The 16557-nt window shown below is 64.1% G+C and carries 12 protein-coding genes and 1 pseudogene; 3 read left to right on the top strand and 10 right to left on the bottom strand.

All coding sequences use genetic code 11. From position 1 onward, the window contains the following. The first annotated feature begins 44 nt into the window (after window positions 1–44). The 3 genes and pseudogenes from ACTG2B_RS22220 (at window position 45) to ACTG2B_RS22210 (ending at window position 3698) form a co-directional block, all read left to right on the top strand. Entirely contained in the window at window positions 45–1610 is a 1566-nt protein-coding gene (locus tag ACTG2B_RS22220) for an ABC transporter ATP-binding protein (RefSeq protein ID WP_043821432.1), read from the top strand. Beyond that, window positions 1610–2730: pseudogene (locus tag ACTG2B_RS22215) on the top strand (ABC transporter permease). Before ACTG2B_RS22220 ends, ACTG2B_RS22215 begins: the two are co-directional and overlap by 1 nt. A 2-nt stretch (window positions 2731–2732) precedes the next feature. Then, window positions 2733–3698, top strand: a complete 966-nt coding sequence (locus ACTG2B_RS22210; protein ID WP_021230728.1) for an ABC transporter permease — start codon at window positions 2733–2735, stop codon at window positions 3696–3698. Window positions 3699–3782: 84 nt separating this feature from the next. Here ACTG2B_RS22210 and mgtE read toward each other — a convergent pair whose 3' ends face one another. The 10 genes from mgtE to ACTG2B_RS22160 form a co-directional block, all read right to left on the bottom strand. Further along, entirely contained in the window at window positions 3783–5207 is a 1425-nt protein-coding gene (gene mgtE / locus ACTG2B_RS22205; RefSeq protein ID WP_201902629.1) for a magnesium transporter, read from the bottom strand. A gap of 146 nt (window positions 5208–5353) precedes the next feature. Beyond that, entirely contained in the window at window positions 5354–6754 is a 1401-nt protein-coding gene (cysG, locus tag ACTG2B_RS22200) for a siroheme synthase CysG (RefSeq protein WP_439996859.1), read from the bottom strand. 12 nt (window positions 6755–6766) lie between these two features. Next, window positions 6767–7579: a nitrite transporter NirC gene (nirC, locus tag ACTG2B_RS22195; protein ID WP_236320592.1), complete on the bottom strand. Its 813-nt coding sequence runs from the start codon at window positions 7577–7579 to the stop codon at window positions 6767–6769. Window positions 7580–7635: 56 nt separating this feature from the next. Continuing rightward, window positions 7636–7953: a nitrite reductase small subunit NirD gene (gene nirD, locus ACTG2B_RS22190; protein ID WP_042079916.1), complete on the bottom strand. Its 318-nt coding sequence runs from the start codon at window positions 7951–7953 to the stop codon at window positions 7636–7638. Further along, the gene (gene nirB, locus ACTG2B_RS22185; protein WP_439996858.1) at window positions 7953–10499 is read right to left on the bottom strand and encodes a nitrite reductase large subunit NirB; all 2547 of its coding nucleotides are present in this window, start codon (window positions 10497–10499) and stop codon (window positions 7953–7955) included. The genes nirD and nirB overlap by 1 nt, the downstream gene beginning before the upstream one ends. 297 nt (window positions 10500–10796) lie before the next feature. Continuing rightward, window positions 10797–11885: an ABC transporter permease gene (locus ACTG2B_RS22180; RefSeq protein WP_439996857.1), complete on the bottom strand. Its 1089-nt coding sequence runs from the start codon at window positions 11883–11885 to the stop codon at window positions 10797–10799. A 3-nt stretch (window positions 11886–11888) separates the two neighbouring features. Continuing rightward, window positions 11889–12998: an ABC transporter permease gene (locus tag ACTG2B_RS22175; RefSeq protein ID WP_439996856.1), complete on the bottom strand. Its 1110-nt coding sequence runs from the start codon at window positions 12996–12998 to the stop codon at window positions 11889–11891. Continuing rightward, window positions 12995–14764 carry an ATP-binding cassette domain-containing protein gene (locus ACTG2B_RS22170; RefSeq protein WP_439996855.1) on the bottom strand — a complete coding sequence of 590 codons (1770 nt, stop codon included), beginning with the start codon at window positions 14762–14764 and terminating at the stop codon, window positions 12995–12997. The genes ACTG2B_RS22175 and ACTG2B_RS22170 overlap by 4 nt, the downstream gene beginning before the upstream one ends. Then, entirely contained in the window at window positions 14761–15729 is a 969-nt protein-coding gene (hlyD, locus tag ACTG2B_RS22165; RefSeq protein ID WP_439996854.1) for a secretion protein HlyD, read from the bottom strand. The genes ACTG2B_RS22170 and hlyD overlap by 4 nt, the downstream gene beginning before the upstream one ends. After that, window positions 15726–16367 (bottom strand): TetR/AcrR family transcriptional regulator, encoded by a 642-nt coding sequence (locus tag ACTG2B_RS22160; protein ID WP_279464116.1) that lies wholly within the window; start codon window positions 16365–16367, stop codon window positions 15726–15728. Before ACTG2B_RS22160 ends, hlyD begins: the two co-directional genes overlap by 4 nt. Window positions 16368–16557: the final 190 nt, after the last annotated feature.

Raw genomic sequence — 16557 nt, 5'->3', positions numbered from 1 at the left:
CGGGCCGGTTTTTAGTCTTATTTCATGAAACGCAGGGCTGCATCATGGACCAGACAGATCGCTATGCCATCGAATTAAGAGGTATCGATAAGCGGTTCGGCGAAGTGTACGCCAACAAGCTGATCGACCTTAAGGTTCGCAAAGGCAGTATCCACGGCATTGTCGGCGAAAATGGCGCCGGTAAGTCCACCCTGATGAGCATCATTTATGGTTTCTACCATGCCGATAAAGGCGAGATGCTGATCGACGGGAATCCTTTCAAACCCCATGGCTCACAAGATGCGATTGCCGCAGGGGTGGGCATGGTTCACCAGCACTTCATGCTGGTCAATAACTTCACCGTATTGGAAAACGTCATCCTCGGCGCTGAGAACGGCTGGCACCTTCAGCAGAGCGTGGCGTCAGCCGAAAAGCTGCTTGGCGAACTGGCGCGGGATTATGGCCTCGACGTGCCGTTGCACGAGAAGGTCGAAGATCTGCCGGTTGGCTTGCAACAGCGGGTCGAAATTCTCAAGGCGCTCTATCGCGGCGCCCGCATCCTGATCCTCGACGAGCCGACCGGGGTACTGACCCCGCAAGAGGCGGATCACCTGTTCGAGGTGCTGAAAAAGCTGCGGGATCAGGGGGCGACCATCATCCTTATCACCCACAAGCTGCGGGAGATCTTGGCCATTACCGATCAGGTCTCCATCATGCGCCGTGGCGAGATGGTGGCCCACGTCGCCACCAAGGATACCGACAAGGAGCAGCTGGCCGAACTGATGGTGGGCCGCAAGGTGCGCCTCAAGGTCGACAAGGGGCCAACCCAGCCCGGTGAAGCCAAGCTGAAGATCGAAGGGCTCAGCTACGTCGACGCCAGCAAGGTGGAGCGGGTCAAATCGGTCAGTTTCGAAGTGCGGGCCGGTGAAGTGGTCGGCATCGCCGGGGTCTCCGGCAACGGCCAGTCCGAACTGCTCAGCCTGCTTGGCGGTATTCTCAAGCCGAGCAAGGGCGGCTTTACCATCAGCAGCCGCAGCGGCGTGCACAAGGTGAGCGCGGAGCACCCGGCCGATCCCGAGCTGGTGCGCAACTACGGCCTCGGCCATGTGCCGGAAGATCGCCACAAGATGGGGCTGATCAACCGCTTCGAGGCGAAAGAGGCTTTTATCCTCGGTTATCACCGCCGTCCGCAATACAACAAGGGGTGGCTGCAGAACAAGGAGGCGATCCAGCAGGATTGTCAGGCCAAGATGGAGAAGTGGGACGTGCGCCCGCCCCATCCCGATCACAAGACCGCCAACTTCTCCGGTGGCAACCAGCAGAAGCTGGTGATCGCCCGTGAAGTGGAGCAGGACCCGGATGTGCTGTTGATCGGCCAGCCGACCCGCGGGGTCGACATCGGCGCCATCGAGTATATCCATCAGCAGATCATCGCCATGCGCGACAAGGGCAAGGCCGTCTTGCTGGTCTCGGTGGAGCTGGACGAGATCATGAGCCTCGCAGATCGCATTCTGGTCATTGCCGATGGTCGCATCGTCGGCGAGCTGGATGGTGCCAAGGCGGATGAGCGCACCATTGGTCTGATGATGGCGAACATAGTGCCGGACGAAGTTGCCAAGGAGGCCCACTGATGAGCCAAGTACGTATTCCTGCCTGGGTCTCCGTAGGCGTCTTGTCTGCGGTCAACATCCTGCTGGCCTTCCTGGTGTCGGCCATTATTCTGTTCTACTACCTCGACATCAACCCGGTCGATGCCGCCAAGATCATGTGGTACGGCGCGTTCGGCACAGGTGAAGGGGTCGGCTTCACCCTCTACTACGCAACCGGCTTTATCTTTACCGGTCTGTCGGTGGCGGTCGCCTTTCACGCCGGTCTGTTCAATATCGGTGGCGAAGGTCAGGCCTATATCGGCGGTCTCGGTGTGGGTCTGGTCTGTCTGATGCTCGGCGATGTGCTGCCGTTTGCCCTGCTGTTGCCGCTCTCCATCATTGCCGGTGGTCTGTTCGGTGCGGCCTGGGCCTTTATTCCGGCCTGGCTGCAAGCCAAGCGCGGTAGTCACATCGTGATCACCACCATCATGTTCAACTTCATCGCCGCCTCGCTGATGGCCTATCTGCTGGTGGAGGTGTTCAAGCCGCCCGGCTCGATGGCGACCGAGAGCAAGGTGTTTGCCGAAGCAAGCTGGCTGCCCAAGATGAGCGGGCTGGCGAGCCTGTTCGGATGGAGATCCCCAACAGCCCGCTCAATATCAGCTTCTTCTGGGCGCTGATCTGTGCGGTGCTGGTGTGGGTCTTTATCTGGCACACCCGCTGGGGTTACGAGATCCGCTCGGTCGGCGCCAGCCAAAGTGCCTCCGCCTATGCCGGTATCTCCTATCCCAAGGTGGTGATCCTAGCCATGGTCATCTCCGGCATGCTGTCGGGCTTCTTCGCCCTCAACGTGCTGCAGGGTGAGCTGCACCAGATCAAGCTCAACTTCGTGGAAGGGTTCGGCTTCACCGGTATCGCGGTAGCGCTGATGGGGCGCAACCATCCGGTCGGCGTCATCATCGCCAGCCTGCTGTTCGGTTTCCTCTATCAGGGGGGCGCCGAGCTCAGCTTCGAGTTCGGTGTCGACCGCAACATCGTGGTGGTGTTGCAGGGTCTGGTGATCCTGTTCTGTGGCGCCCTTGAGCACATGATGCGTCCGCGTATCGAGCAGCTCTATCTGGCGTTTGCCAACCGCTCAGCCGCGCAAGCTAAAGGAGTCTGATCATGTTTGAAATTCTGATCCTGATGCTGGATGCGACCATTCGGACCGCACCACCGTTGATTCTGGCCGCCATGGCGGGCATGTTTTGCGAGCGCTCCGGGGTGGTCAATATCGCGCTGGAAGGCAAACTGCTGGCAGCAGCGTTCGCCAGTGGTGCGGCTGCGGCGGTCTCCGGTTCTGCCTGGATAGGTCTGGGTGCCGGGGTGGGTGTCTCCATCCTGTTTGCCCTGATGCACGGCTTTGCCACCATCACTCACCGCGGTGATCAGGTGGTGAGCGGCATGGCCATCAACATTCTGGCGGCCGGTCTGACCGTGACCCTGGGCCGTTACTGGTTCGATCAGGGTGGCCAGACCCCGGCGCTCTCCGGTGATGCCCGGTTCGCCCCCATCGATCTGCCCTATGCCAAGGAGCTGTGGGATGTGCCGGTGATCGGCCAGCTCTACAGCGAGCTGCTGAGCGGCCACTCCCTGCTGGAGTACGTGGCGTTCGCCTGTGTGCCGCTGGCCTGGTGGGTGATGTTTCGTACCCGCTTCGGTCTGCGTCTACGGGCGGTGGGTGAGGCACCGGCAGCAGTCGATACCGCCGGTATCTCTGTGGTGCGGATGCGCTACACCGCGCTCCTCATCGGCGGCCTGCTGGCCGGTATCGGTGGCACCTATCTGGCTGTGGCCCAGACGGCCCAGTTCATCCCCAACATGAGTGCGGGCAAGGGCTTTATGGCACTGGCGGCGCTGGTGTTCGGCAAGTGGCGCCCCTGGAATGCCATGGCAGCCTGCCTGCTGTTCGGTTTCCTCGATGCGGTCGCCATCCGCTTGCAAGGGGTCAGTATCGGTGGCTTCGCCATTCCGGTGCAGGCCATTGAGGCTCTGCCCTACATCCTGACCGTGTTCCTGCTGGCCGGTTTTATCGGCCGTGCCGTGGCACCCAAGGCACTTGGTACACCTTATGTGAAGGAGCGGGAGTAGCGCCCTTTAGCGCGATACTCCCACCCACGCAAATAACAGCAGGCCCACTTCGGTGGGCCTGTTTTTTATGGTTTGAGTGGCTGGTTACAGCAGGAACAGGGTCGCCAGCCCTAGGAAGATAAAGAAGCCGCCGGTGTCGGTGATGGCGGTGATCATCACGCTGGCACCGACTGCCGGGTCGCGGCCGAGTCGGGTCATGGTCATGGGGATGATGACTCCCATCAGGGCGGCCACCAGCAGGTTGAGCATCATGGCGAGCGTCATCACGGCGCCGAGCGCCGCATCCTGATAGAGCAGGTAGGTGGCAATGCCCATGGTGCCGCCCCACACCAGCCCGTTGATAAAGGCGACCCCGAGTTCCCGCAGCAGCAGGAAGGAGAGGTTGCCCGCCTGAATGTGTTGCAGCGCCAGCGCCCGCACTATCATGGTGATGGTCTGGTTGCCGGTGTTGCCGCCGATCCCGGCGACGATGGGCATCAGGGCCGCCAGCGCCACCAGTTGCGAGATGGTGTGCTCGAACAGGCCGATCACCCGCGAGGCGACAAAGGCGGTGCAGAGGTTGATGGCAAGCCAGGCCCAGCGGGTCTTGACCGCTTTGGAGACGGGCGCGAATACGTCTTCATCCTCGCTGATACCCCCCATCCGGCGCAGGTCGGTGTCGCTCTCTTCATAGACCAGGTCCACCACCTCTTCGACGGTGAGGCGGCCCATCAGCTTGCCCTTGCCATCCACCACGGCGGCGGAGAGCAGGTCATCCCGCTCGAAGGTGCGGGCGGCCGCTTCGTCGTTATCCTCCGGATCGAAGGTGACCGGATCCCGCTCCATCACGTCGCTCACCAGGGTGGCGGGCTTGTGCAGCAGCACAGTGGTGAGGGCCAGCTCCCCCAGCAAATGGTTGCGCCGATCGATGACGAACAGCTTGTCGGTGTTGGCGGGGATCTTGCCGCGCAGGCGCAGGTAGCGCTGCACCGTGGCCAGACTCACCTCGGGGCGGATGGTGATGATCTCGAAGTCCATCATGGCGCCGACGGTGTGCTTGCCGTAGCGGATCACCTCCCGCACCCGATCCCTCTCGGCGGGGGCCATATAGGTGAGCAGCCGCCCCATCAGGTTGCGCGGCAGGTACTGGCCCAGATAGATCTGGTCGTCGATATCCAGGGTGCGCAGGGCGTGCAGCAGCTCCTTGTCGCTCATCCCGCTGATGAGGCTGTCCCACACCGTCTCCGACGCTTCGACCAGGATCTGGCCGCGCTTCTCCTCCTCCACCAGCGCCCACAGGGCATGACGCTCATCGGGCGGCAGCGATTCCAGCGCATCGGCGACGTCGGCGGCGGGCAACCCGTTGACCAGCGCTGTGAGTTCGCTGGTCTGGTCACGCTGTTCGGCATCCTGCACCGCCTGCGGATCGAGCAGGCTGTCGGTGAGGGCATCATCGCGCAGCAGCAGGGTGAGAATGCGGGATCTGTCATCCGCGCGCTGCCGGGCGCTGTTCTTGATGGGAAGAGACATGGGATGAATTCCTGAGATGGTGGCCAAGGGCTCAATGCCCATAGGATACCAGACTTAAAACAACAGGTTATGACCGTGATGGGAGAATAGAGAGGTAAAAGTGAGGCCACCTGCTGGTGGCCTCATGGTGAGTTGCCGATGATCCCTTAGGCGAGGGCTCGCTGGCGCTGTGGTGCCTCGCCAAACCAGGCGAGCCGGTCGGCCAGCGTCACCACCGAGCCCACCATGATCAGCGCCGGACTCTCGACCCCCACAGCCAGCGCGGGCAACTGATCGAGGGTACCGCGAATGACCCGCTGGCTTGGCTGGGTGCCGCGCTCGATCAGCGCCACCGGGGTGTGGCCCGCCTTGCCGTGGGCCAGCAGTTGCTCGCGGATGGTGGCACAGGAGGAGAGCCCCATGTAGAACACCAGGGTCTGCTTGTCCTTGGCCAAGAGCGGCCAGTCGAGATCCCGGGCGCCACCCTTGCCGTGGGCGGTGACGAAACGCACGCTCTGGGCGTGATCGCGGTGGGTCAGCGGAATACCGGCGTAGGCCGCGCAGCCGCTGGCCGCCGTGATCCCCGGCACCACCTGAAAACCGATGCCGCTGCCGACCAGCGTCTCCAGCTCCTCGCCGCCACGGCCGAAGATAAAGGGGTCTCCCCCCTTCAGCCGCACCACCCGCTGCCCCTTCTTCGCCTCCTCCAGCAAGAGCTGGTTGACCCCCTCCTGCGGCACGCAGTGGTTGCCCGCCTGCTTGCCGACGAAGATGCGCTTGGCATCCCGGCGCACCAGTGCCATCACCTCGTCGGAGACCAGTCGGTCATAGACCACCACGTCCGCCTGCTGCATCTGGCGCAGGGCGTGCAGAGTGAGCAGACCCGGATCGCCGGGGCCGGCTCCCACCAACACCACCTCACCTCCGGTCTGGCTCTCGTCGGCAAACAGGTTGTCGGCCAGCTGGTTGGCAGAGGCGCTATTGCCCCGCGCCAGCGCCTGACCGAGTCGGTCCGCCCCGAGTAGCCGCTCCCAGAAGCGGCGCCGCTCTCCCATGTTGGCGAATCGCGCCTTGACCCGCTCCCGCAGGCTGCCGGCGAAGGCCGCCACGGCCCCCAGATGCTGCGGCAGCAGGGCTTCGAGTTTTTCCCGTAGCAGGCGGGCCAGCACCGGTGCCTTGCCGCCGGAGGAGATGGCCACCATCAGCGGTGAGCGATCGATGAGCGACGGCATGATGAAGCTGGAGCGTTTCGGGTCATCCACCACGTTGGCAAAGATCCGCGCCTGATTGGCGCTCTGGTAAACCAGCGCATTCACCTCGCGCCGATCGGTGGCGGCCACCACCAGCCACTTGCCCGCCAGTTGTTCCGGCACAAATTCACCGGCCAGCCACTCGATGCTGCCGTTGGCCGCCAGTTCCGCCAGCTCGGGGTCGAGCTCGGGCGCCACGACTGTGAGGTGGGCACCGGCATCCAGCAGCAGACGCGCCTTGCGTTCCGCTACCTCGCCGCCGCCGACCAGCAGCACGGGTTTGTTGTCGAGTCGGCAAAAGATGGGCAAGTAGTCCATGGGGCCTCCGGATCAGGCGGTTCGGGTCTGGTTGGCGGTGCTGGTGGTCTCGCTCACTGCAACCGGGCGCTCTGCTTTCGGGGTGGCATACCAGTAGCCGAGGCCCATAAAGAGGACGCCGGAGACGGTGTTGCCCAGCGTCACCCACAGCAGGTTGTGGCCGATGCCGCTCAGGGTGTAGGCCTCGGAGTGGGCGCCAAACCAGGAGAGGGCGAACAGGGTCATGTTGGCGATGGAGTGCTCGTAGCCGGAAGCGATAAAGGCCAGCAGGCACCACCAGATGGCGATGAAGCGGGCGGCCCCTTCGGTGCGCAGCGCCATCCAGATGGCGAGGCAGACCAGCCAGTTGCAGAGGATCCCCTTCATAAACAGGGTCAGCGCCGGTGCCTGGGTTTTGGCCAGCGCCACCTTGTGGGCCAGACTGCCCGCATCCGGCAGCAGGCTGCCGCCGTAGGAGTAGATGAGTGCCACCACAACGGAGCCAATCAGATTGCCCGCCCAGGTCTGCGGCAGGATGCGCAGCAGGTCGGCCATGGTGATCTTGCCCGTCTTCACCCCGAAGGTGAGGAACATGGTGTGGCCGGTAAACAGCTCGGAGCCGGCGATGATGACCAGCGTCAGGGCGATGCCGAAGGTGGCCCCCATCACCAGCGGCCGGATGGCGGGGTCCACCAGATTGCCGAGGGTGAAGATGAGGATGATGCCGAGGCCCACATAGGCCCCCGCCATGGCGGAGCTGAGCCAGAAGCCGAGCTTGTCGCTGCGCTCGAAGCGGTTGATGCGGGCCGCGTTGGCGGCGCACTTGTTAATGGTTTCCGTATACATCTTGTGAGTCCTTGAAAGGGCTGCCCACAGGCAGCCCGAAAGAGAGTGAAATCGGCTTAGACGGCGACCCAGACCTGCTGGTCGCGCACTTCAACGGGGTAGCTCTGCACCGACATGGCCGGGTTGTCGAAACAGTGGCCATCGCTCAGGCGAAAGCGCTGCTTCTTGAGCGGGCTGGCGACCCAGAGCTCGCCGTCGTGTTCGCAAATCAGGCCCCGCGACAGCACGTTGGCGGCGAAGAAGGGATCCCGGTTGTCGATGGCGAACACCTCGGCCGCCGCGTTCGGGCGAAACAGGGCGATCTGGCGCCCCTCGATCAGAGCGCAGACACCGGTTCCCGGCAGGATGTCGTTGAGTTGGCAGGCAAGTTTCATCATTTGGTCTCCACCTCGATCTGGTAGACGGGGATGCGCTCGGCCGGGGTCGCCGGTCTGTGCTGGTCGCGCTCGGCGACGAACTGAACGTCCGGGTCGCGCTTGTCGCTGTTGATGAAGTGGCTGAAGCGCTTGAGCGCCTCCTCTTCATTGAGGGTGCGCGACCATTCGCACTCGTAGCTGTCGATAAGGGTCTGGATATCGCGCTCGAGCGTCTCGGCCAGCCCCAGCTTGTCGTCGACGATCACCTCGCGCAGGTAGTCGACGCCCCCTTCCAGATTGCCGAGCCAGACCGAGGTGCGCTGCAGTTTGTCGGCGCTGGTGACGTAAAACATCATAAAGCGGTCGATCAGCTTGATGAGGGTCTCGCGGTCGAGGTCAGAAGCCAGCAGATCGGCGTGGCGCGGCTTCATGCCGCCGTTGCCGCCCACATAGAGGTTCCAACCCGCATCGGTGGCGATGATGCCGACATCCTTACCTTGGGCTTCCGCACATTCGCGGGTACAGCCGGAGACGCCGAACTTCATCTTGTGGGGGGTGCGAATGCCCTTGTAGCGGTTCTCGAGGAAGACCCCGAGGCCGACGCTGTCCTGCACGCCGAAGCGGCACCAGGTGCTGCCGACGCAGGTCTTGGCCATGCGCAGCGCCTTGGCGTAGGCCTGACCGGTCTCGAATCCGGCGGCCAGCAGCTTGCGCCAGATGGCGGGCAGATCATCCTTCTGGGCCCCGAACAGACCGATGCGCTGGGCGCCGGTGATCTTGGTGTAGAGCTTGTAGTCGCGGGCCACTTCGGCCACCGCCAGCAGCCCTTCCGGAGTCACTTCGCCACCGGCCATGCGCGGGATGACGGAGTAGCTGCCGTCCTTCTGCATGTTGCCGAGGAAGATGTCGTTGGTGTCCTGCAGCGGGATGTTGCGCGGGCTCAGCACATGCTCGTTCCAGCAGGAGGCGAGAATGGAGCCGACGGTCGGTTTGCACACCTCGCAGCCATAGCCCTGACCGTGCTTGGCCAGCAGCTCGTCGAAGCTCTTGATCCCCTCCACCTTGACCAGATGGAACAGCTCCTGTCGGGAGTGGGGGAAGTGGGCGCAGAGGTGGTTGTTGACCTCGATACCCTGCTTCACCAGCTCGGCGTTGAGCACCTGACTGATGAGCGGCACGCAGCCGCCGCAGCCGGTACCGGCCTTGGTGTGCTGCTTGATGGCGGCCAGCGTGGTGTGACCCTCGGCGACGGCCTGGGCGATGTCGCCCTTGGAGACGTCGAAGCAGGAGCAGATCTGGGCGCTTTCCGGCAGGGCATCCACCCCCAGCGTCGGCTTGGCACCGGCGTAGGCGGGCAGGATCAGGGTATCCGGGTGGCTCGGCAGCGGCAGCGCATTGAGCATCATCTGCAGCAGGTTGCCGTAATCTTCCACGTCACCCACCAGCACGGCGCCGAGCAATCGGCTGTTGTCTTCGTTCACCACGATTTTCTTGTAGACGCCGGCCTGGTCGTCCTGGAACACATAGCTGTGGCTGCCCGGGGTGCGGCCGTGGGCATCACCGATGGAGCCGACGGAGACGCCGAGCAGCTTGAGCTTGGCGCTCATGTCTGCCCCCTCGAAACGGCTGTCGCCGCCGAGCAGGTGGTCGACGGTGATTTGGGCCATCTTGTAGCCCGGCGCCACCAGCCCGAAGAAGCGGCCCTGCCAGGCGGCGCACTCGCCGATGGCATAGATGTCGGGATCGGAGGTGAGGCAGTGATCGTCGATGACGATGCCGCTGCGCTCGGCGATAGCGAGATCACCGTAACGGCCCAGGGTATCTTGCGGGCGAATGCCGGTGGAGAAGACCACCACGTCCACTTCCAGCTGGCTGCCGTCGGTGAAGGCGAGGCGGTGTTTCGCCTGTTCTCCGCCGTGCATCAGGATCTCGCTGGTGCTCTTGCTGGTGTGTACCTGCACCCCCATGGATTCAATCTTGCGGCGCAGCAGCTGGCCGCCCTGACCGTCGAGCTGCTCGGCCATCAGCACAGGAGCAAACTCCACAACGTGGGTCTCGAGACCCAGCGCCTTGAGGGCACCGGCCGCTTCGAGGCCAAGCAGGCCGCCCCCGATCACCACCCCGCTCTTGCCACTCTTGGCGGCGCTGCGAATGGCTTTCAGATCCTCGATGGTGCGATAGACGAAGCACTCGTGGTGCTGACTGCCCGCAATGGGCGGCACCCAGGGGTAGGAGCCGGTGGCCAGCACCAGCTTGTCGTATCCGACCACAGTGCCCTTGTTGGAGTGCACTTCGCGGTTGGCCCTGTCGATTTTTTTCACTGCTTCGCCGAGCAGCAGGCGGATGCCGTGCTTGTCGTAGAAACCGGGTTTGACGAGGGAGAGATCTTCGCTGGTGTGATGGGAGAAGTAGGAGGAGAGATGGACGCGATCGTAGGCGGGACGGGGTTCTGCACCGAAGACGGTGATCTCGTAGCGGCCCGGCTCGGCCCGCTCGATCAACTCTTCGATGAAGCGGTGCCCCACCATGCCGTTGCCCACAACGACCAGTCTGAGTTTGCTCATGATTGCCTCTAGTTTGGAGTAATAAAACATCATTCTGGGGTTAGGCTACCCAGTCAGTCGGGGCGGGCAATTGATGCAAATCAAGTGTCTATTTATATATCTCGTCAGGGGTAATTCGATAAAATTCAAAGATATACAAAAATAGGTATACCAGTTGATGATTTCTGCGCTGGCTTGGAGTGAGGGATGGTGGAGAGCAGCAGAGTGCTTTAGCAAAAGCCGGGGAGTGAAAACTGCTGTCGGAAAAAGCCGATCTCGCACTGGGCGAGACCGGCATCAGCCGAGCAAGGCGGCGCGTCAGGCGATATGGCGGCGGAACATGGTGAGCGCCAGCGACAGGGTGACCCCGGAGATGGCGAGCAGCGGCCAGAGCAGGGGCCAGGCGGCCGACCAGTCAAACCCTTTGAGGAAGACCCCCTTGAGCAGCACGATGAAGTGGGTGAGGGGATCGATGGCCGCCAGCCACTGGAACACCTGCGGCATGTTCTCCACCGGCGAGATGTAGCCCGAGAGGATCACTGCCGGGACGGTGAAGGAGAAGACTCCGAGAAAGGCCTGCTGCTGTGTCGAGCAGAACGACGAGATGAAGAGCCCGATCCCGGCCAGTGCCAGCCCGTAGCAGACCATGCCCGCCATCAGCAGGCTGAGGCTGCCGGCAAAGGGGAGGTGAAAGACAAAACGGGCGGCCAGCGCGACTATGCATCCTTGTCCCACCGCCACCATGATGCCGGGCACCGCCTTGCCCGCCATGATCCAGCCTGCGGTGAGGGGGGAGACCAGCAGCTGATCGAAGGTGCCCTCTTCCCGCTCCCGCGCGACCGAGAGGGCGGTGACAATCAGGCAGCCGGTGGTGGTGATGATGGCCACCAGCGCCGGCAGTATATGCCAGTGGAACTCGACGTTGGGGTTGTAGAGGTTGCGCACCGCCAGCTCGGGTTGCCCCTTGCCCTCACTTTGCCAGCGGGCAATCACCTGACTGATGTAGCCCGCCGCCACCTGACCACTGTTGGAGCGGCGTCCATCGATAATCAGCTGCACCCTGGCCGGTTCGCCCCGCGCCAGCCGGCGCGAGAAATCGCCCGGAATAATCAGCCCTAGCAGCGCCTGCTGTCCGGTGATGACCTCGGTCATGCCTGCCTCGCCTTGCACCGGAATGATGCTGGTGAAGGCGGGCATATGGGTGAGGCGCTCCAGCAGCTCGCGGCTCTGGGCGCCGCCATCCTGGTTGTAGATGGCCAGCGTGTTGCCGGTCACCTCCAGAGTGGCGGCGAACGGGAAGAGGGCGGTTTGCAGCAGCACCGGCATGATGAGCAGAAAGCGCCCCTGGGTATTGCCCATCAGGGCCTGCAGCTCTTTTCGGATCAGCCACCAGAGTCGGATCAGCATGGGTTACTCCAGAGTGCGCCGCGTCTTGCGGGCGGTCAGGGCTAGCCAGAAACCCGCCAGCAGCAGCAGACAGAAACCGTTGACCAGCAGGACCGAGAAGACGCTGCCCGCCTGATAGAGGGTCTGCAGCGAACTGGCGAAATAGCGGGCCGGAATGAGGTGGGTGATGGCCCGCAGCAGCGGCGGCATGCTGGCGATCTCGAACACGAAGCCCGACAGCATCACGGCGGGCAGAAAGGCTGCGATCAGGGCTGCCTGCGCGGCGTTGAACTGGCTGCGCATCACGGTGGAGAGAAACAGCCCGAGTCCGAGGGCGCTGCCGAGAAAGACGCTGGTGACCAGAAAGAGCAGCAGCAGGGAGCCGCGCCATGGCACGCCCATTACAGCCACCGAGAAGAGCAGGCAGAGCAGCATGGCGATGATGCCGAGGCCGTAGTAGGGCTGCAGCTTGGAGAGCAGCAGCTCCCCCTTGGTGACCGGGGTGGCGAGCAGCGCCTCCATGGTGCCGCGCTCCCACTCCCGCGCCACCACCAGCGAGGTGAGCAGGGCGCCTATGATGGTCATCACCACCGCAATGGAGCCCGGCACCAGACAGTTGCGGCTCACCAGCGCCGGGTTGAACCAGGCGCGGCTCTCTATCGACACCGGCATGGCGACCCCCTCGCCAGCGAGCCACCCCTGCCAGATCCCCTGCACATAGTTGGTGACGAAGTTGGCGGTGTTGGGCTCGGAGCCGTCGGTCAGCAGCAGCGCTTGCGGCGTGCCATTGCCCTGACCGGCCAGCGCGCGGGAGAAGCCGTCATCGATCACCAGCAGGCCGCGGATCTCGCCACGGGCCAGACTGGCGAGCAGGGACTCCTTGCTCGGGCCGCTGTGGATCTCCAGTGCGGTAGAGCCGCGCAGGGCCTGCTCCAGCCGCACCGCCGGGGCGCCGCTGTCGGTGCGCCAGATGCCGAGGCGCAGATGGTCCACATCCAGATTGATGGCGTAACCCATCACCACCAGCAGCACCACCGGCATGATGAAGGCGATGAGGATGCTGCTCGGGTCACGGACGATTTGCAGCATCTCCTTGCGACACAGGGCCAGCAGTCGCCGACGGTTGATACTCATGCGTCCTCCTCGCTGGCCCGCTCGACTAGGGTGATAAAGGCCTCTTCCATTGTTGGCAAAGAACAGGTCGGCAAGGAGCCGGTTGGCAAAGAGGTCGCCGCCTCTTTGGCGGCCAGCCCCTTGAGATCGTCTGGAGTGCCGAGGGCCAGCAGCTTGCCGCGATAGATGAGGGCAATGCGGTCGCAATACTCCGCCTCATCCATAAAGTGGGTGGTGACCAGCACTGTGACGCCGTGGTCGGCCAGCGCGTTGATGTGCGACCAGAACTCGCGCCGGGTTACCGGATCGACCCCGGAGGTGGGCTCGTCGAGAAACAGCAGCGGCGGCTCGTGCAGCAGGGCGCAGGCGAGCGACAAGCGCTGGCGCAGGCCGAGCGGCAGGGATTCCGCCTTCTGATCGAGCCAGGGGGCGAGGGCAAAGGCAGTCACCATGGCATCGATCCGCGTCTGCTGGTGGCGGCCGAACAGGCCGTAGATACCGGCGAAGAAGGAGAGGTTCTGGGCCACGGTGAGCTGCTTGTAGAGGGAGAACTTCTGCGCCATGTAGCCGAGGTGCTGGCGCGCCGCCGAGGGGCTGTGGGCCAGATCGATGCCGGTCACCAGTGCCTGCCCCTCGCTCGGGCGCAGCAGGCCGCACTCCATCTTGAAGGTGGTGGACTTGCCCGCCCCGTTGGGGCCGAGCAGGCCGAAGATCTCGCCGCGGCGCACCGCAAAGCTGACGTCATCGGTGGCGGCAAAATCGCCGAAGCGCTTGGTGAGGTGGCGCGCCTCGATCACCGCCTCGGGGGAGACCCCCTGCGGCAGTTCCGCTTCGCGCATCCCGGCTGCCAGACTCGACTCACCGTCGGGGCCGCCGCCGAGCAGGTCGATAAAGGCATCCTCCAGCCGGGGCTGGGCCGGTTGAAAGGCGCCGTTGGCGAGATGCAGCTCTGCCAGCGGTGGGGGCGTCATGCCCGGGTGCAGCAGCAAGCGCACCCGCTCCCCCGCCACCGCGCCATCCATCACCGCCGGGTGAGCCAGTGCCCGGCGCAGCAGGGCGCGCCGCTCGCGGCCATCCAGTTGCCCCGCCTCCAGCAGCCAGCAGCGGCTGGCCATGGCCCCCATCAGATCGGCCGGCGTGCCGCTGGTGCGCACCTCGCCATCCGCCATCAGCAGCACGTGGTCGCACAGCTCCGCCTCATCGAGATAGGCGGTACTCCAGAGCACCGTCATTCCCCCCTTGGCCAGTTCGCGCACCATCTGCCAGAGGGCGCGGCGAGAGATGGGATCGACCCCGACCCCCGGTTCGTCCAGCAGCAGCACATCCGGGGTGCCGAGCAGGGCGCAGGCCAGCCCGAGTTTCTGCTTCATCCCGCCAGAGAGCTTGCCGGCTGGCCGCGCGGTGAAGCGGGCAAGATCGGTGAAGGCGAGCAGCCGCGCGAAGGTGGGCGTGCGTTCGGGCTCCAGTACGCCGCGCAAGTCAGCGTAGAGGGTGAGGTTCTCCAGCACGCTGAGATCTTCGTAGAGGCCGAACTGCTGGGGCATGTAGCCGAGGCGCTGACGCAGCAGATCCCCCTCGCTCACCGGATCCAGCCCCAGCACCCGGATGGTGCCCGCTTCGGGGATCAGCAGACCGGCCAGCAGGCGTAGCAAAGTGCTCTTGCCGGCGCCGTCGGGGCCGACCAGCCCGGTGATGCCGCCAGCCGGAATGGTGGCCGAGATGGCGTTGAGGGCGACCCGCTCGCCAAAGCGTTTGGTGAGCCCATCGAGGGAGATTGCGCAGCTCATGGCGCCAGCCTGACGGTGACCGGCATCCCCTGGCGTAGGGCCGGGTCGGGGTCCTGCACCACGATGCGCAGCCGGTAGACGAGGTGAGTGCGCAGGTCCGGCGTCTCCACCGATTTCGGGGTGAACTCGGCGGTCGGCGAGACAAAGCCCACCACCCCGTGATAGGGCTTGTCCGGCCGCGAGTCGGTGGTGAGGGTCACCTTGGCGCCGCTCGGGAAGTGGCCGAGCCAGGGCTCCTCCACATAGGCGCGCACCCAGACCGGCGCGGTCAGGGAGAGGTTGAAGGCGGTCGCTCCGCTCTGCACCATGCTGCCGTTTTCGATGGCGCGGCTGATGATGATGCCGTCGCTGGGAGCGGTCAGGCTGGCATCCGCCAGCGCCAGCTCGGCACTGGCGAGCGCCGCTTTGGCACCTTCCAGTTGGGCATCGGACTGGGCTATCTCTTCCGGACGATAGCCGGTTTCGAGCTGGGCGAGCTGTTCGCGGGCGGAGCGCACCTGCGCCCGGGTCTGATCCCGCTGGGAGCGGGCGGTATCGAGCTGACCGCGGGAGATGGCGCCGGTGGCTGCCAATGCGCTCTGGCGGCGCCACTGCTGGTCGGCCTCCAGTGCAGCGGCTTCGGCGGCGGCCAGTGCGGCCCGGGCGCGGTCGGTCTCTTCGCTGCGATAGCCTTTGTGGATCAAGGCGTTGGCGGCAGTGAGCGCGGCCAGATTGGCGCGGGCGCTGTCGCGGCTGTGGGTGAGGGGAGCCGGATCGAGGCGGGCCAGCAGTTGACCGGCTTTTACCCTATCCCCCTCATCGACCAGCGCCTGATCGACGCGGCCGCCGACCCGAAAGGCCAGATTGACGTCGCGAATGTCGACGTTGCCGTAGAGGACGGAGCCGTCGGCGGGGCGCCCCTGCCACCAGAGGTAGCCACCGATAACGGTTAGCAGCAGGGCCAGGATTGCAATGCGTTGCTTCATGCCGCGTCTCCTTCTTTCATATCACTGGGGCGCAGGCCGCGCAGTGCCCATACCAGCCGCTGTCTGGCGGCCTCGGGGTTGTCTATCTGGCTCAGAAAGGGGGCGGCCTTCTCGGGCAGCCAGCCGAGCTGACGACCGCTGCCAGCGATCACCAGCGGCAGGCCGACCGACCCCATGATGAAGATCATCAGCTGGAGTGGGTGACCCGCGACCAGCGACCCTTCCGCCTGTGCCATCCGTACCTGTTCGATCAACAGCAGGGGATGGCGGCGCGGCAGGCTGAGCAGAAAACGCTGGGCCGCCCCTTCGCCTGCCAGCGCATCGCCAAACAGGTGGTTGATAAAGCCGCGCTGGCGCGCCACCAGCCCGATCAGCGCCTCCATGGTGGCCTCGAACATGGCGATGGCAGAGGGGTAGGAACCTTTGGCTGCCACCGATTTGAGCTCGTCATAGAGGGGGGCGTACCAGAGCTCCACCAGCTCGTCGATAAAGGCGTCGCGGTTGCCGAAGTGGTAGACGAAAGAGCCAAGGTTCACCTCGGCCGCCGCCGCCAGCTCGCGCACCGTCAGGCCGCGCAGACCCTTCTCGGTGGCGATGGCGAGGCCGGTATCGAGCAGTTTCTGCCGGGTTGGATTCATCTCTCTGGTTCCTGTTGCGCAGCTTTCGATCTGATTTATACGTATGTATAAATCAATCGCACAGAAGTTGATAGATCTTTTTTTGAGCAAATTTCAGCAGGGATGAAAAACGGCGGGCTTTCGTAAGGGGAGGTATGAAAGCGCCTTGGGATTGAATGGATTGCCGCAGATAAGGGCCAGAGTCCGGGCG

The organism is Aeromonas sp. 30P (assembly GCF_051919805.1).
GTDB lineage: Bacteria > Pseudomonadota > Gammaproteobacteria > Enterobacterales > Aeromonadaceae > Aeromonas > Aeromonas veronii.
The sequence above is the reverse complement of the archived record's forward strand: the minus strand, read 5'-3'. Positions and strand labels throughout refer to the sequence as shown.